This is a genomic window from Streptomyces sp. NPDC021225 (genome assembly GCF_044332865.1).
Lineage (GTDB): Bacteria > Actinomycetota > Actinomycetes > Streptomycetales > Streptomycetaceae > Streptomyces.
Genome location: NZ_JBIRPV010000018.1, coordinates 23192 through 45743 on the forward strand (window position 1 = coordinate 23192; position 22552 = coordinate 45743).

Sequence of the window (22552 nt, forward strand, 5' to 3'; positions counted from 1 at the left end):
CGTCTGGGACAATGGTCGAGCCATGACCGCAAGGAAGGAAGTGCCGACCGTGGCTCAGAGCACCGAGACCGACTGGGTCTCCCGATTCGCCGACGAGGTCATTGCCGAGGCGGAGCGTCGCGCCCCCGGCAAACCAATCGTCTGCGCCTCGGGCCTCAGCCCGTCCGGCCCGATCCACCTCGGCAATCTGCGCGAGGTCATGACCCCGCACCTGGTGGCCGACGAGATCAGGCGGCGCGGCTATGAGTGTGTGCACATCGTGTCCTGGGACGACTACGACCGGTATCGCAAGGTCCCGGCCGGGATCGACCCGTCCTGGAGCGAGCACATCGGCAAGCCGCTGACCTCCGTCCCCGCCCCGCCCGGATCCGCGTATGCGAACTGGGCCGAGCACTTCAAGGCGCCGATGATCGAGGCGCTCAAGGAGCTGGGGATCGAGTTCCACGGCATCAGCCAGACGGAGAAGTACACCTCGGGCGCGTACCGCGAGCAGATCCTGCACGCGATGCGCCACCGCGAGCAGATCGATGCCGTGCTCGACCGCTACCGCACCAAGGACAAGGCCGGGGCGAAGAAGGCCCCCGCCAAGCAGCAGAAGCCGGTCGACGAGGCCGAGCTGGAGGCCGCCGAGGGCTCCGGCGCGGCCAGCGAGGACGACGGCAGCGCGGGCGGCGCGGGGTACTTCCCGTACAAGCCGTACTGCTCGGTGTGCGAGCGCGACCTGACCACCGTCACCTCGTACGACGACGAGACGACCGAGATGGCGTACAGCTGCGTCTGCGGGCACGGCGAGACCGTCCTGCTGCGCGAGCACGACCGGGGCAAGCTGGTCTGGAAGGTCGACTGGCCCATGCGCTGGGCGTATGAGGGCGTGGTCTTCGAGCCGTCGGGCGTCGACCACTCCTCGCCCGGCTCCTCGTATGTCGTCGGCGGGCAGATCGTGCGCGAGGTCTTCGGCGGCGAGCAGCCCATCGGCCCGATGTACGCGTTCGTGGGCATCAGCGGCATGGCCAAGATGTCCTCCTCCAAGGGCGGTGTGCCCACCCCGGCCGACGCGCTGGAGATCATGGAGGCGCCGCTGCTGCGCTGGCTGTACGCGCGCCGCCGGCCGAACCAGTCCTTCAAGATCGCCTTCGACCAGGAGATCCAGCGGACCTACGACGAGTGGGACGCCCTGGAGCGCAAGATCACCGAGGGCACGGCCCAGCCGGCGGACGTGGCCGCGTACAGCCGCGCCACCCGCACCGCCTCCGGCGAGCTGCCGAGCACCCCGCGCCCGCTGCCGTACCGCACGCTCGCGTCGGTGGTCGACATCACCACCGGCCATGACGAGCAGACGCTGCGCATCCTCAGCGAGCTCGACCCGGACAACCCGGTGAAGTCCCTGGACGAGACCCGGCCGCGGCTCGACAAGGCCGAGCGCTGGATCACCACCCAGGTCCCGGCCGAGCAGCGCACCCGGGTGCGTGAGGAGCCGGACACCGAGCTGCTCGCGTCGCTCGGCGAGACCGAGCGCGAGTCGCTGCGGCTGCTGCTGGACGGGCTCGACACCCACTGGTCGCTGGACGGGCTGACGACGCTGGTCTACGGAGTGCCGAAGCTCCAGGCCGGGCTCGCGGCGGATGCCAAGCCGACGCCTGAGCTGAAGGTCGCCCAGCGCACGTTCTTCGCGCTGCTCTACCAGCTGCTGGTCGGCCGCGACACGGGCCCCCGGCTGCCGACGCTGCTGCTGGCGGTGGGCGCCGACCGGGTGCGCAAGCTGCTCGCGGCCTGACGCGGCCCGACGCTCTCGGGCAGCGGGCGGGCCGGACTCCTCGTGAGTCCGGCCCGCCCGCTTTTCTGTCTCCGGTTTTCTGCCCCCGGCGGCGCGTGCGGCCCGGACAGCACGCCTAGGTGGCGGGCATCTCCAGCCGGTAACGCTCCTTGCACTCCTCCAACTGCTGGCGCACATCGCCGTCACCGAGGTCGGTGATGCCGTACTTCTCGCGCAGCAGCCGTGCGAACTGGAACGGGGAGGGGAACTTGCCGTTGTTCGTGACGTGCTGGTGGAAGGCCCCGTAGTACGCCTCGTCGCGCGGCATGTCGTCCGGCAGGTTCCCGAGCGGGGCGGCCGTCTCGTACGGCTCGGGCTCGCCGAAGGGCTCGTGGTCCCGCTGCGACGGCACGTAGGGGACCTGGCTGCTGGTGCCCTGTCCGCCGAGCGGCCGGACCCGGCCCCCCGCGCCGACCGGGGCGGTCAGCTGCGACCCGGTGTCCTGCGCCTCGTCGGCCTCCGCCACGGGCTGCTGAACCTGCTGCTGCGGGGCCTGGAGCTGCTGAACCTGCGGCTGCTGGATCTGCGGCTGTGGGATCTGGGATTGCTGGGCCTCGGCGCCCTGCGGCTGCGGCTGCGGCTGCGGCTGTCCGGCGGCCGGGTGCCCCGCGGCCTGCTCGAAGCCGGTCGCCGCCCGCCCGTCGTGCTCATGCGTGGCGGGCTGCTGGTACCCCTGCTGCTGGTACACCGGCAGCGGGAACGAGAGCGGAAGCTCACGCTCCTGGACCCCGGCCCGGTTCACCCCCGGCGCCCCGACGGCTCCCGGCACCTCCGCGCCCCCGGGAATCCCCAGGGCCCCGCCGGCCCCGGCGGCCCGGCCCCCGTAGGGCAGCGCGGCGGGCTGCGGCGTCGGCGTCAGCTCGGCCGGGTCCAGGCCCGCCGCGGCGAGCCCCGCCGGGGCGGTCTCGGCCAGCGGCACCCCGTAGCGCGCCAGGCGCAGCGGCATCAGCGACTCGACCGGGGCCTTGCGGCGCCAGGCGCGGCCGTAGCGGGCCCGTAGCCGGGCGCGGTAGACGAGCCGGTCCTGTTCGAGCCTGATGACCTGGTCGTAGGAGCGCAGCTCCCACAGCTTCATCCGGCGCCACAGTCGGAACGTCGGCACCGGCGCCAGCAGCCAGCGGGCCACGCGGACCGACTCCATGTGGCGGTCGGCGGTGATGTCGGCGATGCGGCCGATCGCGTGCCGGGCGGCCTCGACGGAGACGACGAACAGGATCGGGATGACGGCGTGCATGCCGACGCCGAGCGGGTCGGGCCAGGCGGCCGCGCCGTTGAAGGCGATGGTGGCGGCGGTCAGCAGCCAGGCCGTCTGGCGCAGCAGGGGGAAGGGGATCCGCAGCCAGGTCAGCAGCAGATCGAGCGCGAGCAGGACGACGATTCCCGCGTCGATCCCGATGGGCAGGACGTTGGCGAAGGCGCCGAAGCCCTTGTCGCGGGCGAGGTCGCGCACGGCGGAGTAGGAGCCCGCGAAGCCGATCGCGGCGATCACCACCGCCCCGGTGACGACCACCCCGATCAGTATTCGGTGCGTACGTGTCAGCTGCATCGCGGCCACCCGCGACCCCTCCCCCGTCCTACAACATTCGGCGCGCCCAGCGTCGCATACACGTCAAGGGCGGTGGACGGGGGGACGGGGAAGTGGCGGCGGGGGAAGGGTGTTGCCGGCTATGCGGCGCCGCCGCTGGAAGCGCCCGTTCCGGAGCTCTTCCCGGCGTCCTTCCCGATCGAGGCGACGACCTCCTTGGCGGCGGTCTGGGCGTCCTTGAGCAGCGCCTTGGGGTCGGGCGTCTTCTCGTCCTCGTAGCCCGCGCCGTCGTACTCGAGGGTCACGACCACATTCGCCGTGCGGACCACGACGGTCTGGTTCCGGAACTCGTCGCCGTCCTTCTTCGTCTCCGTGCTGACGGTGATGGCCGCGTCACCGAGGCCTGACACCTGCCCGGACTTGGCGTTCTTGGCGCCGTCCGCCGTGGCGGCCTTCTGGGCCTGGTCGGTGGCGTAGGTCTCGGCGCGCTTGTCGCCGGAGCCCAGCGACACCTCGGATCTGAAGAGCTTGAGGGACACGGTCAGCTGCCGGTACTTGAAGCCGTTGAGCCCGGCCCAAAGGCAGCTGGCCGACTGGTTGGCATCGGCGGAGGGGAGCTCCTTGCCCTTCTTGCTCTCGGCCTTGGGCACCAGCTGGTCGATGGTCTTCGCCGACAGGGTCGGGCAGACCTCGGGGAGCGTCTCGTACTTTGCGGCCGCGACGGTCGGCGTCGGGCTGGGCGTGGCCGACTTCGACGCGCCGTCCGAGTTCTTTCCGTCGTTTCCGTCCTTGTCGGAGCCGGAGGAGCAGCCTGCGACGAGCACCACCGGTACGGCTGCGCTGGCGAATATACGGGCGAGTCGAGGGGCTGTTCGGTGCATGGGTCCTTCGCTCGTTCTCGGTCGATGGGCGGCCGTCCCGCCCGCGTCATTAGTCGGCACGGTACGCGGCCGATGCGCGGGCGGCCCAATTCGGACGTCTTGCGCGGCGCCCCGTCGACCGGTCTATTCGTTGAGCCGCCCGGTCAGCTCCTGGGCCAGATCTTCCGCGTTGACCTGCAATTCTTCGCTGCTGGGAATGTGCGTCTTGTCGGTCGACCACTGGTCGTACTCAATGGTGGCAATCACATTCGAGGACCTGAAGACGACGGTGACATCGCGGTGGATGCCGGAGTCGGTGGTGATGAGCTGGTCGTCGAGGAACGCGTCGTCGCCGAGGTCGTCCAGGCGGCGCGGCGCGGCGGTCTCCTCGCTGTCGGCGTCGCCGGAGGGGCCGGTCCCGGACGTGTCGGTGCCGGAGGTGCCGCTCTTCGGCTCCTCGGTCGAGGAGCCGTCGTCCTTCGAGCCGCCGTCCCGGGGGACGTCGTTCCCGGAGATCCCGGAGGTTCCGGAGGTTCCGGAGGCCGAGGAGGACTCCTTCGACGCGCTCTTGCTCGGCGAGCCGGAACCGGAACCGGAGCCCGAGCCGGAGGGGGTGCCGGGGGAGGCCGAGGCGCCGGGGAGGTGCACGGCGGCGGCCTTCTTCTCGTACCGGTCCTTCGCCTGGTCGTCGTCGCTGACCGTCGGGTCGTACGAGACGACGCGCTCGAAGTCGATGGTGAGATAGCGGGTGCCGCTCCCCGTCTCCAGCTTCCAGCGGCAGCCGACCCGCCGGTCGGTGTCGTAGGTGACGGTGGCCTGGCCGTCGTACACCTCGGCGTCCTCGTCGGCGCCGGGCAGCAGGGTGCGCAGCGTCTTGGAGTCGACCGAGCCGCACGCCTCGGGGAGGGTGCGGTACTTGCCGGGCGCGGCGGCCACCGGCGCCCCGGAGTCGCCGGACTTGCCGTCGTCGAGGCCCGCGTTCGAGGCGGAGCTGGTGCAACCGCTGAGGCCGATGGTGGCGAGGAGGGCGGTGAGCACGGCGGCGGTCCGTGCGGCACCCGGCACATACGCCCTTCGCTGCTGCGCTGGCTGCACCAACCTTGTCCCTCCGCGTCTCTTCTCGCGTCTCTTCGAGCGAAAACTGCTTGCCGCCCGTGGGTGGGGGCTGAAGACAATGTCTATCGCACGCGCCGCCGCGTCTGCCGGTCGCCCGCCGATCTTGGGGGCCTTGGCCCGGCTTTTGCGTTTTCAGTCTTCTGTGGGGGAATGAGTAAAACATGTCGTATGTCGAGCTGCCCGGGGCGCAGGTTCCGATCCGTATGTGGACCGATCCTGCGACGGTCGAGGGCGTGGCCATGCAGCAGCTGCGGAATGTGGCGACGCTGCCGTGGATCAAGGGCCTGGCCGTGATGCCGGATGTGCACTACGGGAAGGGCGCCACCGTCGGGTCGGTGATCGCGATGCAGGGCGCCGTGTGCCCGGCGGCGGTCGGCGTCGACATCGGCTGCGGGATGTCGGCCGTGCGGACCTCGCTGACGGCCGAGGACCTCCCTGGGGACCTCTCGCGGCTGCGGTCGCGGATCGAGCAGGCGATTCCGGTCGGGCGCGGGATGCACGAGGACCCGGTCGACCCGGGGCAGCTGTACGGCTTCTCGGCGCCGGGGTGGGACGACTTCTGGGGGCGGTTCGGCGAGGTCGCCGAGGCGGTCAGGTTCCGTCAGGAGCGGGCCGTGAAGCAGATGGGTTCGCTCGGTTCCGGTAACCACTTCATCGAGTTCTGCCTCGACGAGGCGGGCTCGGTCTGGCTGATGCTGCACTCCGGCTCCCGGAACATCGGCAAGGAACTGGCCGAGTACCACATCGGCGAGGCCCGGAAGCTGTCGCACAACCAGGGCCTGGTCGACCGCGACTTGGCGGTCTTCATCGCGGACACCCCGCAGATGGCGGCGTATCGGCACGATCTGTTCTGGGCGCAGGAGTACGCGAAGTACAACCGCGCGGTCATGATGGCGATCTTCCAGGACGTCGTCCGCAAGGAGTTCAAGAAGGCCAGGCCGGTCTTCGAGCCCGTCATCTCGTGCCACCACAACTATGTGGCGGAGGAGCGCTACGAGGGCATGGACCTGCTGGTGACCCGCAAGGGCGCGATCCGGGCGGGCAGCGGCGAGTACGGGATCATCCCCGGCTCGATGGGCACCGGTTCGTACATCGTGAAGGGGCTGGGTAACGCGGCGTCGTTCAACTCCGCCTCGCATGGCGCGGGCCGGAAGATGAGCCGCAACGCCGCGAAGAAGCGTTTCTCTACGCGGGACCTGGAGGAGCAGACGCGGGGTGTGGAGTGCCGCAAGGACTCCGGCGTCGTGGACGAGATCCCCAGCGCGTACAAGCCCATCGAGAAGGTCATCGACCAGCAGCGGGACCTCGTCGAGGTGGTGGCGAAGCTCAAGCAGCTGGTGTGCGTGAAGGGCTGAGGCGCAGGACTGCCCGTGATCGATGGCCCCGACCGGTCAAGGTCGGGGCCATCGCGTTGCCCGCGCCCTGGCAATTCGAAAGAAATCGTGTCCAATTCACCATCAGTGGCACGTGATTGATCGCCGGCACGCAGCGGAGAATAGCCGTCTGCTTTCTGTTCGTGAATTTCTTGAGGTTCTTCTGAGGTTACCGGAGCGGAGCTACTTCACGGCACAAAGAGCTTGATCGCAGGCGGTTTTCACGGCCGCCTGAGGCCGCTAGCATCTCCGCAATCCAATTCCCTGATTCGCAGAAGAGAACAGGTGAGATTCATTTCCCGTGCCGCTTCCGCGGTCGGTGCCGCTGCTCTGATTGTGGGCGGCTTTTCCGCCGCCCCCGCCTCCGCCGCAGACGGCAAGACCTGCGTCAGCAACCAGCACCCGACCCTCGACGTGTGGACCGGCAGGGGGTGCTTCATCGGCAACGGCGACGACATCGAGGCCACCGACCTCTACGCGGACGGCCAGCGCACCGTGGTCGACTGGTACACCGACTACGGCCGCGAGGGCGAGTGCGACAACGCGCTCGGCACGGGCTGGACGGTCACCTGCGACTACGACATGACGGAGACCGGCCGGATCAAGTTCCGCGTCTGTGCCCGCAGCGGCGGAATCAACCGTGACTGCACCGGCTGGACCGGCTGGATCAGCATCCGCACCGGCGAAGCCGCCTGACCCGCGCACCGTCATCGACGACGGCCCGCCCCGGTGTTGTACCGGGGCGGGCCGTCGTCGTGCGCGTGAGAGGGCGGGTCAGCGCTCCCGGTGCACCTTGTGCTGGGCCGCCTGGGCGCGCGGGCGGATGACCATCAGGTCGATGTTGACGTGCGAGGGGCGGGTGACCGCCCACTCGACGGTGTCGGCGACGTCGTCGGCGGTGAGCGGCTCGGCCACGCCCTCGTAGACCGCGGCGGCCTTGTCCTCGTCGCCGCGGTAGCGGTTCACCGCGAACTCGTCGGTCCGGACCATGCCCGGGGCGATCTCGATCACCCGCACCGGGTCGCCGGACAGCTCGAGACGGAGGGTGGCGGCGATGGCGTGGGTGCCGTGCTTGGCCGCCACGTAACCGCCGCCGCCCTCGTAGGCGATGTGGCCCGCGGTGGAGGACAGAACGACGACGGTGCCGTCGCCGGAGGCGATCAGCGCGGGCAGCAGGGCCTGTGTGACGTTGAGCACGCCCACCACGTTGACCTCGTACATCGCCCGCCAGTCGGCCGGGTCGGCGGTCGCGACGGTCTCGGTGCCGACGGCCCCGCCCGCGTTGTTGACCAGTACGTCACAGCGGTCCAGGCCGGCGGCGAAGGCGTCCACGGCGGTGCGGTCGGTCACATCCAGCACCTGCGCCACGGCCTCGTGCCCGGCCTCCGTCAACTCGGCGGCGAGCGTCTCGACGCGCTCCTTGCGGCGGGCGGCGAGGACGACGCGGAATCCGGCGGCGGCGAGGCGGCGGGCGGTCGCGGCCCCGATCCCGCTGCTCGCGCCGGTGACGACTGCGGTACGGGTGGTCATCGACCCTCCTGAGGCGACGTAATGGGCATGATCAGCGCACATCCTGCGTGCTTGTGATCCATACGCAGGATATGACGTACAGATTTGACGCCAATCGGGGGACTGAAGATCGAAACCCGCTACGGCGGGAGGGGCCCGGGGAAGGGTGCACTGCGTCCGGCGCGCTGCCGGTCCGGAGCCTCCCTGTGCCAAGGAGTGAAAACAGCCCATGACCCAGCACATCAGATTCACCCAGCGGCCCCGCCGCGCCCTTCGCCGCTGGGGTGTCGCATCAGCCGGAGCTATCGCGGCCGCGGCACTCGTCACCGGTGCGCCGACGGCCGCTTGGGCGGCCGGCAGTGCCACCCCCGGTCCCCATTCCGGGGCGAACAGCAGCTGCCAGCAGGGCAACGAGGAGCAGGACGAGAACAAGCGCGAGCACGAGAACAAGCGCGAGCACGAGAACAAGCGCGAGCACGAGAAGAAGCGCGACCACGAGAATAAGCGCGACCACGAGAACAAGAACGAGGACGAGGACGAGAACAACAACAACGAGAACGAGAACAACGAGCAGAACAACAAGCGCGAGCACGAGAAGAAGCGCGAGCACGGCAACGGCGGTCAGTACGGCGGCGCTCAGCAGCGCAGCCTCGCGCAGCCCTCCGCCGACCGCGCGATGGACGAGGAGCAGGCCGCCGAGTCCGAGAGCGACGACCAGGGCAGCCAGGACAACGCCCTCCGCGCGGTCCCCGGCGTCGGCAAGGCATACGCCGCCCTCGCCCAGTACTCGAACCTCGGGCAGCAGTACGACTCCTCGGAGTCCGAGGCCGCCGAGCAGCCCCGCAAGGAAGCTCAGCCCCAGAACGAGGCCCGCCACGGGGGCGAGGAGCGGCAGGAGGACCAGCGCCGCCACGAGGACGAGGGCAAGCAAGAGGACGAGAACAAGCAGGACGACGAGGGCAAGCAAGAGGACGAGGGCAAGCGCAGCGAAGGCCGCGTGACGCTCAACGAGGCCGTCGAGATCGCCGAGTGCGAGGTCGGTGGCCGGGCCATCAGCGCCGAGCTGGAAGACGAGTGCGAGGAGGAGGACGAGGCCGGCAAGGAGCAGAAGCACGGGGAGGACCACAAGCGCGAGGAGTCCAAGCACAAGGGCCCGCAGCAGCGGACCGACGACCACAAGGACCGCGAGAACAAGGACCGGGACCACAAGGACCAGGACCACAAGGACCACGGGAACAAGGACCGGGACCACAAGGACCGCGAGAACAAGGACCACGGGAAGAAGGACCAGGACGACAAGGACCAGGACCACAAGGAGTCCAAGAAGGTCTGGGACGTCGACGTCAAGCGCGGCCACGAGGTCTTCGAGGTCCTGATCGACCCGGACACCGGCTGCGTCCTCAGCGTGACCCGCGAGAACGACGAGGTCACCGCCTAAGCGGCGAATACCTGATCGCAGCCACGCCGGCCAGGCAGACCAGCCCGGGCGAATGACCCGGCGACGCCCCTCCCCTGTGCTCGCGCACCCCTGCCGGTAAAGGAGCGTGCGCTGAGCACGGGGGAGCGGTACGGGGCTCGGCACAGCCGTCCGTACCCCTCCCCGGAGCCGCGCTCTAGAGCCGCTTCGCGCTGCGGAACAGCTTGGCGTAGAAGCCGTTGCCGTCGATGCGCGAGGCACCGCCCTTGTCGCCCATGGTCGGGCCGTTGACCTCCTTGCGGCTGGAGATGAACACCCGGTGGCCGTCGGTGTCCACGCCGAGGTACAGGGCGACGTGGTCCATGTGGTTGCCGGTGCGGTGGTCCATCTTGAAGAAGAGCAGGTCGCCGGGTTGCAGCACGTCGATGTTGGTCGGGCGCGTGTACCACGGCGAGGGGCCCTGGAGCTTGATGATGTCGGTGCCCACGTTCGAGCGGGCCATGCCGTCGGCGGTGCGCGGCAGTCCGTCCCCGAGGGTGTTGGTGGCCCTCAGCGGGTAGCGGGCGCGGTAGCCCCACACCATGCGCATGAAGCCGGAGCAGTCCAGCGCCCGGTAGCGCTCCTTGCGCGGCTGCATGATGGAGCCGTTCCGGAAGGTGTACGGGATGCCCAGGTAGTCGAAGAAGTCGTTCTGCTCCAGGCGGTCGACGCCGTCCGCCTTGAACGGCCCGAAGACGGCGTCACCCGCGTACGGGATGCCCTCGTCGTCCTTCTTGACCGGCGCGCCCTGGATGTACTGGAAGGCGATCGCGAAGACGTCGTCCTCTTCGCTGTTGAAGAACTCCTGGAACCAGTCCTTGAACCACTTCTCCTTCTCCGCCCCCTTGCGCCAGGGCTCGGGCATCAGCCGCACCCAGTCCTCGGTCACCACGCGGGAGGTGGTGTTGGCGGGCTCGGCGAAGGTGCGGCTGGGGCCCTTGAGGGTGGCGGTGCGGGCGCCGTCGGTGAAGGTGGCGAGCACCTGGCCCTTCGAGCCGCGCAGCACGGTGCGCTCCGGGTTCTTCAGCCGCTCCCAGGTCCGCTCCCCGGTGTCCTGGGCGCTGTTCTCCAGTTGCGGGTCGTCGGTGACCTTCTGCACCGCCGGGGCCTTGGCGCTCTCCTCCTTGCGCAGCTCCACGGTCAGGAACGCGCTGGTGCCGAGCAGCGCGATCACGGTCGCGGCGTGTATGACGAGGCGTTTCTTCGAGTTCTTCTTGGCAGACATGGTCGGCTCCGGTGGTGGGGTCAGGAGGACGGCATGACGCCGAGGAGGATCCCGGCGGTGAGGACGACGTACGCCATGAGCGTCACCGAGCCGGTGGCCAGCAGCGTGGGGCCCTTGGGCTGGCGCACCAGCTGGTAGGCGATCAGGCCGGGCACGATGAATCCGAGCGTCTGGTTGCTGTACATCAGCGGGAACTCGATGGTCAGCGCGATCATCACCGTGGCCTGGAGCAGCACGCCGGTGAGCACGACGGCCGCGAACAGCCGCTTGCCGTAGAGGATCACAAAGCGCTGGAGCAGCAGGACGCACACGTAGGTGAGCACCGTGACGCCGACGACCATGGCGGCGCGCTGGAGGTCCTCGACGAGGGTGAGCGCGAGCCAGCCCGGGGTGATCATGCCGCCGGGCGAGAGGTTGGTCGTCAGATAGCAGACGAGCGAGAACAAGAGCCCGAGCGCGATACCGAGCGCGGCGATCTCGGGGGTGAGGACGGAGGGGATCAACGCGGCTCTCCTGGGCTCTGCCACTGCTGGTCTGCTGCGGGGGGCTGGTCTGCGACGAGGGGCGGATCTGCGACGAGGGGTGTGGGCGGTACCCGGGGCTCGAAGAAGCCGCGGGAGCCGGCCGAGCCGTCCTGCACGGGCTCCGGGGCGTACTGCCGCTGCCCGTACCGCGTCTCGTACGCCTCGGGGTAGCGCTGGTAGGGGTCGATACGGGGCGCGTACAGCTGCACCGTGTCGCCGTGTTCGGGCATGGCGGGGAGCAGTGTGCCGTCGGCGTCGGCCGGGGTGTGGCCGGCCGGGACCCCGCCGACGTGGGCCGGGGTGTCCACGGCCGCCGGTCCTGCGGGCGCCGGGTCGGCGGCGGCGTCGGAGGCGTCGGAGGCGTCCGGGTCGTCGTCCGGGGGGAGCTCGGCAAGGTGCTCCAGGAGCAGCTCGCCCTGGCCGTGGATGTTGCCGATGGCGACCAGCGAGGAGTCGGGGCCGAGCATCCCGAGCATCTGCTGCATGAACTCCTCCGGGTCGCGCCGGTCGCCGCCGAGATCGACGGCGCGCGAGCGGTACGCGGCCGGGATGGCGTCGATGGCGGACTTGGCCGGGTGGCCGATCACGAAGACGTGCTCGGGGTCGAGGCCGGGGATGATCTCGCCCATCTGGCCGTTGCGTTCGACGCGGTCGGGGCGGCAGTTGATCACCACGTTGAGCGGGCGGTGGATCGCGCCGAGGTCGAGCAGCTGGTTGATGTTCATCAGCGTCGACTCGGGGTCGTTGGCCGCGAAGACGTTGGCGAAGCGCAGCCGCTTGCCCTCGGGGGTGCGGTAGCGCTCGACCGACAGCACGCCGGGGTCCGGCGGCGCGTCGTACATGCCCTTCAGGGCCGTCTCGCGCTCCACGCCGAGGAGTTCGGCGACGGCGAGCGCGATCGCCACGTTCTCCTTGAACGTGAACCAGCTGAAGCCGCGCAGCTCCTCGTCGCTGACCGTCTCCGGGTCGGCGTAGATCAGGCGGCAGTCGCGGGCGTCGGCCTCCTCCTGGAGGATGTGCAGGCGCTCCTTCTCGGCGGTGACGCAGATGCCGCCCTCCGGCATGGAGCGGCACAGCGAGCGCGCCACGTCGTCCAGGGTCGGGCCCATCTCGGCGAGGTGGTCCTCGCGGACGTTGCACAGCACGCCGATCGTGGAGCGGATCAGCTTGGACTGGTTGATCTCCTGGAGGGCCGGCATGACGGCCATGCACTCGATGACCAGCGCGTCCGGGCGGTACGCGGCGGCGCGCCGCACGATGCCGATCTGCTCGACGACGTTGGCGATGCCGAACTTGCGGTAGACCGGCTCCTCGGTGGCGTCGGGGTGGATGAACCGGGCCGCCGTACCGGTGGTCTTGGCGACGGTGACCAGGTCGCCGCCGCGCAGCGCACCCGCGCACAACCGGGTGATGGACGACTTGCCGCGGATGCCGTTGACCAGCACCCGGGTGGGGATGTTGTCCAGGTTGGCGAAGTGCCGCCGCTGCTCCACGACCCCGGCGACCAGCAGGATCGCGCAGCACACCATGAGCACGGTGTAGAGGAAGAGCACGGTGTTCAGTTCCTTCCGGCGAGGGGGCGAGCGCCGTCGCGTCCGCGCTGCTGCTCTTGCAGCTGCTGCCGGATGAGCTCCAGGCTGCGGACGACGGCGCCGACCTCGTCGTGGTGGCGCGGGAAGAGGACGGTACGCCGGTCGCCGTCCGCGAGCGTCTCGGCCTGGTCGGCGAGGGCGCGCAGCGGGCGGACGACCACGATGTGCAGCCAGCCCAGGCAGGCCGCGGCCGCGGTGAGGCCGAGCAGTCCGACCAGCACGGTGCGGTTCTGGAGGGTGTACGCGGGGATTTCGAGCCGGGACGCGGGCTGCCAGCTGACGACGGTCCAGTCGAGGACCTTCGCCGCGCCGCCGCCCGTCATCGGGGCCGCGGCCGCGATCCGCACGTCGTCGCCGCGCTGGACCTCGGCGTGCGCCCGCTTGGCGTCGAACAGCCCGGTCAGGTGTCCGGGCATCTTCTGGAAGGCCAGATAGCCGGTGTTCCCGGCGATGACCCGGCCCTTGGCGTCGACCACCCGGACCTGGCCGAGGCCGTCGCGGCGCAGCAGCGCGTTGACGAAGTTGATGTCGAACTCGCCCACGACGGCGGCGCCCGCCTGCCCCTGGAGCGGGGCCGTGGCGCGGATGACGGGCTTCTTGCCGCCGTGCCCGGACACCTTGAGGGCCTGGGCGGCGGGGCGTTCGCCGGACGAGTGGTGCGGGGTGGACCCGGCCCGGGCGAGCACCTCGCCGTCGGCGCTCAGGACGTAGACGGACTCGTAGCGGGGGTGCTCCTCGATGGTGCGCTCCAGCACGGTGGTCATGTCGGCGGGCGTGGTGCGGCCGCCGATCAGGGTGGCGACGGCGGACAGGTCCGCGTCGCCCTCGTTGAGCCCCCGGCGCACCCGGTCGCTGATGGTCTCGGTGCGCGCCTTCTGGTCGCGGACCACCTGGGCCGGGATGCGTACGGTCGAGTCGGGGCGGTTGAGCAGCAGGGTCAGCGGGATCGACCAGGTCAGCAGCAGGACGGCGGAGACGGCGACCAGGGCGCGGGTGCCCAGGCGCCGGCCGCCGCGGGCACCGGACGGCGTGCCCTCGGGGGACTCCCCGTGCAGCTGCTGCCGCAGCCGCTCCAGGGCGCGGCCGATCCGGGCGGCCTCGCCGAACCGGGGCACGGTCACCGGGCGGGCCAGGTCGCCGCGGGTGAGCCGGCGGCTCTCCAGGAACAGCCGGATCAGGGGGCGCTGTACGGTGCCGAGCAGCAGCGCGATGGCGAGTCCGCCGATGAGCAGCAGCGCGCCCGCGGCGGCCAGCCCGAACGCCGGCCGGGCCAGCTGGGAGGCGCGCTCGGTGATGCCGACCTGGGTGACGATGCTCAGCCCCAGGCCGCTGGCCACCGTGGACTCGCCCGGCTCGGCGGCGGCGAGCGAGGCGTAGCCGCCGACGGTCCGCCGGTCGCCCGCGGAGTCGCCGGTGAAGCTGCCGCTGACGCCCGCGTAGCCGCCGGAGCCCGGCTCCTTGGAGCTGAGGGGGTTCTGCCGGGCCTTCTTGGCGGCGGTGGTGGCGAACTTCTTCAGCTGGGCCTGGGCCCGCTCGCTGTCGAGGGCGCCGTCGCTGCTGAGGATCGTGCCGGTCGAGTCGACGACGCCGATGCCGCGGCCCGTGCCCAGGCTCACCCCGGGCACCTTCAGATTGCTGGAGGCGATCAGCAACTGCTGGGGCTGGCCCTTCCAGGAGAGCAGGGCGAGGGCGATCAGCCGGGTCTGGCCGTTCTTCAGCCGGACCAGGCGGGGCGCCAGGCCGTCCTCGTCGGAGAGCTTGGTGCGGTCGATCACCGTGAGCGGCACGGTCTCGCCCCGGGCGGCGAGCAGCTTGCCCGACTTGATCTCGATGATCGCGGTGCCGCTCCACTTCTGGTAGACGCTGCCCGTCTTGTCGAGCACGGCGTCCGCGGAGACCGGGTTGCCCTCGTTGAAGAGGATCGCGGTGCGTTCGAGGTCGGTGACCGACTCGTCGAGGGAGGCGCGCAGTGAGACGGCCCCGTCTTCGGCGAAGCGCTGCTGGGAGGTCAGCACCGCCTTGGGGACGAGGACGTTCTCGGTCTTGCCGAAGGTGAGGGCGGTGATTCCCGCCAGGGAGAGGAGCAGAGCCGAAAGTACGGCTATAGGAGGACGAATGCCGCCTATCAGTGACATGTCTGCCCGTCGGCGGATCTTTCGCCGCCGCTTCGGCGCCGAAGCGGCCACGGGGGCTCCTCTCTGGAAATACCTGGATGTTCGCGCCATATGGGGGGGCGCGCCGATGCGCGGCCCCGCGGGCGCGCGGCCGCGCGCAATTACGCGACCCGTGGGGTTTGGATCAACCAGAGAGGTTAAAGGTTGCGTGAGGCGTTGAAAATGTGAGTCAGATCGCTCAATCCCGAGCGGCGCCGGTCGGGAGCGGAACTGGTTGCCCCGCTATCGTCCGTTTCATCATGAGAGCCGACTCCAGCATGAGAGCCGACCGCCCGCCCCGGAAGCCCCCGTTCGCCGCTTCCCGGAGGACCACCCTCGCCCTCGCCGCCCTGGCGCTCACCGCCACGGCCGCCCTGCTGACATGGGCCCTCGCCCTGCGCGGGGGCGGCGGCGACCATGGAACCACCCCCGACGGCGCGCCGGCCGGCACCGACCTGGAGCGCCGGGTCGACGACTACACCGCCCGGTTCGGCGCGGACACCGGCTATCTGCCGCCCACGCGCTCCGACCGCCGGGGCGTCGCCCGCGCCGTCGGGCTCCTCCTGGACGGCCACCGCGCCGAGGCCGCGGAGCGGCTGGACGCCCTGGACTTCGACCTCCGTACGATCACCGACAGCGCCACCGGCCGGCGCTACGCCGAGATCTCCGACCGCACCGACGCCGGCCCCTCGCCCCGCGGCTGGGGCCGCGTGTACCTCGACCTCTCGGCCCCCGTGCGCTGGTCCGTCCAGGTGCCCCACCCGATCGCGGACGCCCGCACCGAACAGCTGGGCGTCGGCGTGCTGCGCGGCACCCCGGGCGGCGTCCTCGTGCTCGCGGGCGCCCACCGCGCCGCCGGCACCGGCGACGCCGCCGACGTCGCCCACCGGCGCGACACCGTCTTCGCCGCAGTCTGCGCCGAACTCGCCGGACGCGGACTGCCCGGCATCCAGATCCACGGCTTCGCGGACGACACGGCCCCCGACTACGACGTGATCGCGTCGACCGGCCGCGCCACCCACCACAGCCGCACCGACGCCCGCGCCCTCGCGAGCGCCCTCCGCGCCCGCGACTTCACGGTCTGCCGCGCCTGGGTCCGCTCCTGCCCCCTGGAGGGCCGCACCAACGAACAGGGCCGCAACGCCGCGGAGGAGGACAGCCCCTTCCTCCACGTCGAGTTCGCCAACGCGGTCCGCACCGACCGCCGGGAGGCCGCCCGCGCCGTCGCGGCGGTGAACGTGGTGACCGCCCGCTGGTCGAAGCGGGCCCCCGAGCCGGGCGCGACCGACTGACCGGCCGCGCCCCGCACGGCTTCGAAGCCCTGGGCCGAAAACATTGCTTGACTCAGGCAAGCATCTGTATGGTGGTGCCATGTCCACACCGCCATCCTCAGCGGCACCCGTCTCGGCGGACCTGGTCGAGATCGAGCGCGCCCTGACGCGTATCGCCTACCTGGCCGGCCGAGCCCGGCAGCACGAGCGCCTGATGGCCCTGGCCGGACTGTCCCTGGACCGGGCCGCCGTGGCGATCCTGCGGCACATCGCCGAGAGCGAGCCGTTGCGCCCGGGGGTGCTGGCGGTCCGGCTGTCCGTGGAGGCATCCCATGTCACCCGGCAACTCGGGCAGTTGGAGAAGGCCGGCTATGTGATCCGCGTCCCGGACCCGGACGACCGCCGCGCCCAGCGCGTCCAGCTCACCGACGCCGGCCTGGCCGCGGTCGAGCGCATCCGGGAAGCCGGCCGCCGCGGCATGGCGATGGCCCTGGCGGACTGGTCGGCCGAGGACCTGGGACAGCTCGCCGGGCTCTTCCACCGCCTGGCCGACGACTTCGTCGCGCACGCCGAGGCGGATGTCGACGTCTCGCCACCGGCCTCATCCTGACGGGGCCGGTACCGGCTGGGGCGACCGCTCCGGCGAGCGACTCAGGATTCCGGAGAGGCGCGGGCGCCCAGGCCGGCCAGGTAGTCGTCCAGGAGCTCGACCTGCCGCTGTGGCGGGAGCGCCGCCGGGTCGAACAGGGCCTGCACCACCAGGCCGAGAACGAAGGACTGGGCGCCGGCCGCGATGTGCGCGGGGTTGCCCGGGGGTAGTTCGCCGAGCGCCTGGGCCGCGGCGACCCGCTCGCTCAGCCTGTCGCGGCTCTGGGCGTACTTGCGGGCGTAGTCGGTGCTCAGGGCGGGGTCGGAGAGTGCGGCGTCCCAGGAGGAGACCCAGATCCGGTTGCTGTCGGCGGCCTCGGGAGTCAGCGGCAGGATGTCGAGCAGTGCGTCCCTGAGGGCGGCCAGGCCTTGGCCCGCCTGGCGGCGGGGTCGGGAGATGGTGCGCTGTTCGAGGAGGTCGAGGGCGTACTCCACCAAGGCGTGCTTGGTGGGGAAGTAGTGCGTCAGCAGGCCGGTGGTCGCGCCGAGTTCGGCGGCGACGGCGCGCAGGGTCAGACCGGCGAAGCCGCGTGTCGCCATCACCTTCCAGACGGCTTCGGAGACATCGCGTCGGCGGGCCTCGTGATCTCCCTTGGTGCGTGGCATGCCGCCACGCTACATTGCCGTAACGAGTGTTATGTGAATGAGGAGGCCGCTCATGTTCTCGCTGTCGCTGCGCGACGGTGCACGCCTCGGTCCGCTGGAGGTCTGGCATGCCGAGGAGTTCGCCGACCATCTGGATCGGGCCCGCGAGCACATTCGCCCCTGGGTCGGACCCACGTTCGTCACCGACGATGTGGACGGCGCGCGGGCCACGCTCAAGCGGTACGCCGAACGCCAGGCCGGCGACGGCGCCCGCCTGTACGGCATCTGGCGGGGTGGAGTGCTGGTCGGCGGCGTGATGTTCACCGATTTCGACGCCGCATTCGGTTCGTGTGAGATCGGCTGCTGGCTGGAGCCCTCCGCCGAGGGCCACGGTCTGGTCACACAGGCGTGTGGCGCGTTGGTGGACTGGGCGTTCACGTCCCGGGGACTGCACCGGGCCGAGTGGCATTGCCGGGCCGACAACGACCGAAGCGCGGCGGTGGCCAAGCGGCTCGGCATGACGCTGGAGGGCGTGCGACGCGAGGCATGGCCGTACGAGGGCGTGCGCTACGACAAGCAGATCTGGGCGGTCCTCGCTCCCGAATGGCGAGCCCTGAGCCGGTGAGGCCGGTCGGCGGCGGGGCCGCCGTGGTCGCCACCGGCTCAACCCGGCGGGCGGCCCATGCGGGCCGGCCTGCCGGACATCGTGACCGGCCCACTGGAGAGGTCATCCGCCGCTACGAGCGTGATCGGCCCCACGAAACCCCAGGTCAGGGCCAGACCAGGCAGTACGGCTGGTGCCCCGCCTCGTGCAGTCGGTGGGAGAAGTCCTGCCACTCGTGCAGCAGCCGGTAGACCGTGAAGGCGTCGCGGGGGCCGCCGCGGTCGGGGACCGTGGACCAGATGAAGGCGGCGGCGCCGACCGCCTCCTCGCCGACGCCGCGGAGCGGGTCGACGGCGGTCATGGGGAGCTTGACGACGGCGTAGTCGGGGTGGAGGACGACGAGTTCGAGCGGCGGCACCTTGTGGAGGGGGACGCCCTCGATGCCGGTGAGGACCATCGCGGCCACGGTCTCCGGCTTGATCTTGGTGAACATGCCATGACCGAGCTCGTCGCCGCCGAGCTCCTCGGGGCGCATGGAAATGGGGACCCGCGCGGCGGTCGCGCCGTCGGGCGCGCCGAAGTACTTGTAGGTCACCCCCATACGACCGCTCCCGCCCCTGTGCGCCCCGCTCGTGTCCCCGCGCCTATGGCGTCCGGGGCGGGCGCGCTCGGGACCTCGGTCGTCGGTCCCTTCACCGAGTTCGCCACCGCGATGCATATCTCCACCCGACCACTCGCGGCTACCTGCCGCGCAACCCGATCATCGTGTCAGAGACCTCCCCCGCGCCAGTCGTGTGAAACGCCCGGCGGCAGTTCTTAGTCAGCCTCTGACAACATGGCATGCGTGAGCTATCCGTACGCAGCACCAGTTTCGCAGACGCTTTTCGACCGCGCGGCCGTCGTGACGCCCGGCGGCGTGAATTCTCCGGTGCGGGCGTTCCGCGCCGTGGGAGGTACGCCCCGGTTCATGGTGTCCGGTACCGGTCCGTACCTCACCGATGCCGACGGTCGGGAGTATGTCGACCTCGTGTGCTCGTGGGGACCGATGATCCTCGGCCATGCGCACCCCGAGGTGACGGCGGCGGTGCAGGCCGCCGTGGCGCGGGGGACCTCGTTCGGGACGCCGGGGGAGGGGGAGGTCGCGCTCGCGGAGGAGATCGTGGCGCGGGTCGTCCCCGTCGACCAGGTGCGCCTGGTCTCCTCGGGGACCGAGGCGACGATGTCGGCGATCCGGCTGGCGCGGGGGTTCACCGGGCGGGCGAAGGTGATCAAGTTCGCGGGCTGCTACCACGGGCATGTGGACGCGCTGCTGGCCGCGGCCGGGTCCGGGGTGGCCACCTTCGGGCTGCCGGACACGCCGGGGGTGACGGGCGCGCAGGCCGGGGACACGGTGGTCCTGCCGTACAACGATTTGGACGCGGTGCGGGCGGCCTTCGCGGCGTACCCGGACGGGATCGCGTGTGTGATCACGGAGGCGTCGCCGGGCAACATGGGCGTGGTGCCGCCGCTGCCGGGGTTCAACGCGGGGCTGAAGGAGCTGTGCGCGGAGTACGGCGCGCTGTACATCTCCGACGAGGTCATGACCGGCTTCCGGGTCTCGAAGGCCGGGTGGTTCGGGCTCGACGGCGTCGAGCCCGACCTGCTGACCTTCGGCAAGGTGATGGGCGGCGGCTTCCCGGCCGCCGCGTTCGGCGGGCGCGCCGATGTCATGGCGCGGCTGGCCCCGGCCGGCCCGGTGTACCAGGCGGGCACCCTGTCCGGGAACCCGGTCGCCACGGCGGCGGGCCTGGCCCAGCTGCGGCTGCTGGACGACGCGGCGTACGCGGCGGTGGACGCGGCGTCCGCGCGGCTGCGGGCGCTGGTGACCGAGGCGCTGGCCAAGGAGGGGGTCGAGCACCGGGTGCAGGCCGCCGGAAACATGTTCTCGGTGTTCTTCACCGGTGACGAGGTCACCGACTACGAGAAGGCGAAGGCGCAGCAGGCCTTCCGGTTCACCGCCTTCTTCCACTCGATGCTGTCCCAGGGCGTCTACCTGCCGCCGTCCGCCTTCGAGTCGTGGTTCCTGTCCACGGCGCACGACGAGCGGGCGCTGGAGCGGGTGGCGGAGGCTTTGCCGGGGGCGGCGCGGGCCGCCGCCGAGGCGACTGAATGATGGGCCCCATGACGAAGAGCGACAACGACATCACCGTCGTGCATGTGATGCGGCACGGCGAGGTCGACAACCCCACGGGGGTGCTGTACGGGCGGCTGCCCGGGTACCACCTCTCGGAGCTCGGTCGGCGGATGGCCGACCGGGTGGCCGAGCACCTGGCCGACCGCGACATCACGCATGTGGTGGCCTCGCCGCTGGAGCGGGCGCAGGAGACGGCGGCGCCGATCGCCAAGGCGCACGGCCTGGACGTGGCCACCGACGAGCGGCTGATCGAGGCGGCGAACGTCTTCCAGGGGAAGGCCTTCGGCGTGGGCGACGGCGCGCTGCGCAGGCCGGCCAACTGGAAGCATCTGACCAACCCCTTCCGCCCCTCCTGGGGCGAGCCCTATATCGACCAGGTCGTGCGGATGATGGCGGCCATCGGCGTGGCGCGGGACGCGGCGCGCGGGCACGAGGCGGTTTGCGTCAGCCATCAGCTGCCGATCTGGATCGTGCGCAGCTTCGTCGAGCGGCGGCGGCTGTGGCACGACCCGCGCAAGCGGCAGTGCACGCTGGCCAGCCTCACCAGCTTCACCTACCGCGGCGACCGGATCGTCTCGGTCGGCTACAGCGAGCCGGCCCGCGATCTGGTCCCGGCGCATCTGCTCGCGGGGGCCAAGCCGGTCAAGGGCGCCGCCAAAGGCTACGGCGCATAACCGGCGTGTAATGGATCGGAGACAGCGCGTCGACAATTCAATTCGGTGGTGCTGACCGGGAACCTCGGTATTCGCATCGCCATCTCACCGGGCGTCCGCGACACCTTGCGGACGTCGGATACGGCGAGAGTGAATTGAGGACGCGTGATGCGGGAGATCAGCCGGAGGGGGATTCTCGGTCTGGGAGCGGGAGCGGTGGCGTCGCTGGCCGTCGCCGGCTGCTCCTCGTCGGATTCCGGTTCCAGGCCGCGGGCGGGCAGGACGACCCAGGCCAGGCCGACGCTCCGGCCGATCGGCGACGGCTCGACCGCGTACTCCGGGAAGCAGCCGAACCAGCCGTCCGCGCCGGAGCGGCTGGAGCCGGGTCAGAAGCCGCCGCAGTTCGTGGTCTTCTCCTGGGACGGGGCGGGGGAGGTCGGCAACGGCCTCTTCCCACGGTTCCGCAAGCTCGCCAAGGACCATGGCGCGGGCATGACCTTCTTCCTGTCCGGTCTTTACTGCCTGCCGGAGTCGAAGAAGAACCTGTACCGGCCGCCGAACAACCCGGCCGGCGCCTCCGACATCGGCTATCTCACCGATGACCACGTCCGGATGACCTTGCAGAACGTGCGCGAGGCATGGCTGGAGGGCCATGAGATAGGCACCCACTTCAACGGCCACTTCTGCGCGGGGAGCGGCACGGTCGCCAACTGGACGCCCGCCCAGTGGCGGTCCGAGATCGACCAGGCTGTGTCGTTCGTCACGAAGTGGCGGACGAACACGGGGTTCACGGACCTCGACCCGCTGCCCTTCGACTACCGCAAGGAACTCGTCGGCGCCCGCACCCCGTGTCTGCTCGGCCAGGACAACCTGCTGCCGACCGCCCGGGAGCTCGGCTGGCGCTATGACGCGAGCTCGCCCGGCGGGCGCCAGGTGTGGCCCTCGAAGAAGCAGGGCATCTGGGACTTCCCGCTCCAGCAGATACCGTTTCCCGGGCATTCCTTCGAGGTCCTGTCGATGGACTACAACATCCTGGCCAATCAGTCGCGGAATTCGACGAATGCCCCGCCGGCCAACTACCCGGGCTGGCGCAAGCAGGCCACCGAGGCGTACATAGCCGGTTTCCAGCGGGCCTATGAGACAAACCGCGCCCCCTTCTTCGTCGGTAACCATTTCGAGAAGTGGAACGGCGGCATCTATATGGATGCCATCGAGGAAGCGATCAAGCACATCGCGGACGAAAAGCACAAGGACGTCCGGCTGGTGTCCTTCCGCCAGCTCACGGACTGGATGGACGCCCAGGACCCCGCGGTGCTGGCGCAGCTGCGCACGCTCGGCGTGGGCCAGCAGTGGAGCGCCGCGACCGCCTGAACGGGCGGGCCGGCGGCGTCGGGTGTGAGCCCGAAAGCAAGGCCGAAAGCAGGGCTGAGGGGGGTGCCGAAGATCCCCGAAAGGCGCATGCGAAACTTTTC

At 70.7% G+C, this 22552-nt stretch carries 20 protein-coding genes; 10 read left to right on the forward strand and 10 right to left on the reverse strand.

The annotated features are described in order from the left end of the window. Positions 1-22: 22 nt before the first annotated feature. Positions 23-1774, forward strand: coding sequence for a lysine--tRNA ligase (lysS, locus tag ACH4S9_RS43060; RefSeq protein WP_311726526.1), 1752 nt, complete (start codon positions 23-25; stop codon positions 1772-1774). A gap of 115 nt (positions 1775-1889) precedes the next feature. On the opposite strand, the gene ACH4S9_RS43065 is transcribed toward lysS, so the two are convergent. From ACH4S9_RS43065 to ACH4S9_RS43075, 3 genes are all read right to left on the reverse strand, one after another. After that, positions 1890-3359, reverse strand: a complete 1470-nt coding sequence (locus ACH4S9_RS43065) for a DUF2637 domain-containing protein (protein ID WP_398377069.1) — start codon at positions 3357-3359, stop codon at positions 1890-1892. Positions 3360-3478: 119 nt separating this feature from the next. Beyond that, positions 3479-4219: a hypothetical protein gene (locus tag ACH4S9_RS43070; RefSeq protein ID WP_311726528.1), complete on the reverse strand. Its 741-nt coding sequence runs from the start codon at positions 4217-4219 to the stop codon at positions 3479-3481. Between the two features lie 123 nt (positions 4220-4342). Next, on the reverse strand, positions 4343-5293 hold the full coding sequence (locus ACH4S9_RS43075) for a DUF3558 domain-containing protein (protein WP_398377155.1): 951 nt from the start codon (positions 5291-5293) through the stop codon (positions 4343-4345). A 182-nt stretch (positions 5294-5475) separates the two neighbouring features. Between ACH4S9_RS43075 and ACH4S9_RS43080 the strand changes: the two genes are divergently transcribed. Next, positions 5476-6669 (forward strand): RtcB family protein, encoded by a 1194-nt coding sequence (locus ACH4S9_RS43080; RefSeq protein WP_385344952.1) that lies wholly within the window; start codon positions 5476-5478, stop codon positions 6667-6669. Positions 6670-6972: 303 nt separating this feature from the next. Next, positions 6973-7383, forward strand: coding sequence for a hypothetical protein (locus ACH4S9_RS43085; protein ID WP_398377070.1), 411 nt, complete (start codon positions 6973-6975; stop codon positions 7381-7383). A 78-nt stretch (positions 7384-7461) separates the two neighbouring features. Here the strand turns inward: ACH4S9_RS43085 and ACH4S9_RS43090 are convergent, their stop codons facing one another. Beyond that, positions 7462-8217 carry an SDR family NAD(P)-dependent oxidoreductase gene (locus ACH4S9_RS43090; RefSeq protein ID WP_385344948.1) on the reverse strand — a complete coding sequence of 252 codons (756 nt, stop codon included), beginning with the start codon at positions 8215-8217 and terminating at the stop codon, positions 7462-7464. A gap of 208 nt (positions 8218-8425) precedes the next feature. Here ACH4S9_RS43090 and ACH4S9_RS43095 point away from each other — a divergent pair, with 208 nt between their 5' ends. Beyond that, positions 8426-9634 (forward strand): hypothetical protein, encoded by a 1209-nt coding sequence (locus ACH4S9_RS43095; RefSeq protein WP_398377072.1) that lies wholly within the window; start codon positions 8426-8428, stop codon positions 9632-9634. A 175-nt stretch (positions 9635-9809) separates the two neighbouring features. Here ACH4S9_RS43095 and ACH4S9_RS43100 read toward each other — a convergent pair whose 3' ends face one another. From ACH4S9_RS43100 to ACH4S9_RS43115, 4 genes are read right to left on the reverse strand one after another with little or no spacing between them, the layout of a single operon-like run. Beyond that, a complete protein-coding gene (locus tag ACH4S9_RS43100) occupies positions 9810-10877 on the reverse strand; it encodes an NlpC/P60 family protein (protein WP_311726533.1) in 1068 nt (355 codons plus the stop codon). Positions 10878-10897: 20 nt separating this feature from the next. Next, a complete protein-coding gene (locus ACH4S9_RS43105) occupies positions 10898-11380 on the reverse strand; it encodes a poly-gamma-glutamate biosynthesis protein PgsC/CapC (RefSeq protein ID WP_311726534.1) in 483 nt (160 codons plus the stop codon). Beyond that, positions 11377-12954, reverse strand: coding sequence for a poly-gamma-glutamate synthase PgsB (gene pgsB / locus ACH4S9_RS43110; protein WP_398377073.1), 1578 nt, complete (start codon positions 12952-12954; stop codon positions 11377-11379). Before pgsB ends, ACH4S9_RS43105 begins: the two co-directional genes overlap by 4 nt. A 5-nt stretch (positions 12955-12959) precedes the next feature. Beyond that, complete coding sequence (locus ACH4S9_RS43115) at positions 12960-15128, reverse strand: HAMP domain-containing protein (protein ID WP_398377074.1); 2169 nt, start codon at positions 15126-15128, stop codon at positions 12960-12962. A gap of 278 nt (positions 15129-15406) precedes the next feature. Between ACH4S9_RS43115 and ACH4S9_RS43120 the strand changes: the two genes are divergently transcribed. Both ACH4S9_RS43120 and ACH4S9_RS43125 read left to right on the forward strand, forming a co-directional pair. Next, positions 15407-16438 carry a hypothetical protein gene (locus ACH4S9_RS43120; protein WP_398377076.1) on the forward strand — a complete coding sequence of 344 codons (1032 nt, stop codon included), beginning with the start codon at positions 15407-15409 and terminating at the stop codon, positions 16436-16438. Between the two features lie 79 nt (positions 16439-16517). Continuing rightward, positions 16518-17027, forward strand: a complete 510-nt coding sequence (locus ACH4S9_RS43125; protein ID WP_398377077.1) for a MarR family winged helix-turn-helix transcriptional regulator — start codon at positions 16518-16520, stop codon at positions 17025-17027. Between the two features lie 41 nt (positions 17028-17068). Here the strand turns inward: ACH4S9_RS43125 and ACH4S9_RS43130 are convergent, their stop codons facing one another. Further along, a complete protein-coding gene (locus ACH4S9_RS43130; protein WP_398377079.1) occupies positions 17069-17671 on the reverse strand; it encodes a TetR/AcrR family transcriptional regulator in 603 nt (200 codons plus the stop codon). A gap of 52 nt (positions 17672-17723) precedes the next feature. Here ACH4S9_RS43130 and ACH4S9_RS43135 point away from each other — a divergent pair, with 52 nt between their 5' ends. Then, complete coding sequence (locus ACH4S9_RS43135; protein ID WP_398377080.1) at positions 17724-18275, forward strand: GNAT family N-acetyltransferase; 552 nt, start codon at positions 17724-17726, stop codon at positions 18273-18275. Between the two features lie 145 nt (positions 18276-18420). On the opposite strand, the gene ACH4S9_RS43140 is transcribed toward ACH4S9_RS43135, so the two are convergent. Next, complete coding sequence (locus ACH4S9_RS43140) at positions 18421-18972, reverse strand: hypothetical protein (RefSeq protein ID WP_352133160.1); 552 nt, start codon at positions 18970-18972, stop codon at positions 18421-18423. Positions 18973-19089: 117 nt separating this feature from the next. On the opposite strand from ACH4S9_RS43140, the gene hemL reads away from it, so the two are divergent. The 3 genes from hemL to ACH4S9_RS43155 all read left to right on the forward strand — a co-directional run bounded on the left by hemL (position 19090) and on the right by ACH4S9_RS43155 (position 22451). Beyond that, positions 19090-20406 (forward strand): glutamate-1-semialdehyde 2,1-aminomutase, encoded by a 1317-nt coding sequence (gene hemL, locus ACH4S9_RS43145; RefSeq protein WP_398377081.1) that lies wholly within the window; start codon positions 19090-19092, stop codon positions 20404-20406. An 8-nt stretch (positions 20407-20414) separates the two neighbouring features. After that, entirely contained in the window at positions 20415-21101 is a 687-nt protein-coding gene (locus ACH4S9_RS43150) for a histidine phosphatase family protein (protein ID WP_385344922.1), read from the forward strand. A 147-nt stretch (positions 21102-21248) separates the two neighbouring features. Further along, positions 21249-22451, forward strand: a complete 1203-nt coding sequence (locus tag ACH4S9_RS43155) for a hypothetical protein (RefSeq protein ID WP_311726547.1) — start codon at positions 21249-21251, stop codon at positions 22449-22451. The last annotated feature ends 101 nt before the right edge of the window (positions 22452-22552 follow it).

Bases quoted from the DNA above. Each gene is read 5' to 3' on its own strand.
- ACH4S9_RS43090 (WP_385344948.1), bottom strand. From the start codon at position 8,217: ATGACCACCCGTACCGCAGTCGTCACCGGCGCGAGCAGCGGGATCGGG.
- ACH4S9_RS43130 (WP_398377079.1), bottom strand. From the start codon at position 17,671: ATGCCACGCACCAAGGGAGATCACGAGGCCCGCCGACGCGATGTCTCC.
- ACH4S9_RS43070 (WP_311726528.1), bottom strand. From the start codon at position 4,219: ATGCACCGAACAGCCCCTCGACTCGCCCGTATATTCGCCAGCGCAGCC.
- ACH4S9_RS43095 (WP_398377072.1), top strand. From the start codon at position 8,426: ATGACCCAGCACATCAGATTCACCCAGCGGCCCCGCCGCGCCCTTCGC.
- ACH4S9_RS43120 (WP_398377076.1), top strand. From the start codon at position 15,407: ATGAGAGCCGACTCCAGCATGAGAGCCGACCGCCCGCCCCGGAAGCCC.
- ACH4S9_RS43080 (WP_385344952.1), top strand. From the start codon at position 5,476: ATGTCGTATGTCGAGCTGCCCGGGGCGCAGGTTCCGATCCGTATGTGG.
- ACH4S9_RS43155 (WP_311726547.1), top strand. From the start codon at position 21,249: ATGCGGGAGATCAGCCGGAGGGGGATTCTCGGTCTGGGAGCGGGAGCG.
- ACH4S9_RS43100 (WP_311726533.1), bottom strand. From the start codon at position 10,877: ATGTCTGCCAAGAAGAACTCGAAGAAACGCCTCGTCATACACGCCGCG.
- ACH4S9_RS43150 (WP_385344922.1), top strand. From the start codon at position 20,415: ATGACGAAGAGCGACAACGACATCACCGTCGTGCATGTGATGCGGCAC.
- ACH4S9_RS43140 (WP_352133160.1), bottom strand. From the start codon at position 18,972: ATGCATCGCGGTGGCGAACTCGGTGAAGGGACCGACGACCGAGGTCCC.
- hemL (WP_398377081.1), top strand. From the start codon at position 19,090: ATGGCATGCGTGAGCTATCCGTACGCAGCACCAGTTTCGCAGACGCTT.
- ACH4S9_RS43125 (WP_398377077.1), top strand. From the start codon at position 16,518: ATGTCCACACCGCCATCCTCAGCGGCACCCGTCTCGGCGGACCTGGTC.
- ACH4S9_RS43065 (WP_398377069.1), bottom strand. From the start codon at position 3,359: ATGCAGCTGACACGTACGCACCGAATACTGATCGGGGTGGTCGTCACC.
- ACH4S9_RS43135 (WP_398377080.1), top strand. From the start codon at position 17,724: ATGTTCTCGCTGTCGCTGCGCGACGGTGCACGCCTCGGTCCGCTGGAG.
- ACH4S9_RS43115 (WP_398377074.1), bottom strand. From the start codon at position 15,128: ATGTCACTGATAGGCGGCATTCGTCCTCCTATAGCCGTACTTTCGGCT.
- lysS (WP_311726526.1), top strand. From the start codon at position 23: ATGACCGCAAGGAAGGAAGTGCCGACCGTGGCTCAGAGCACCGAGACC.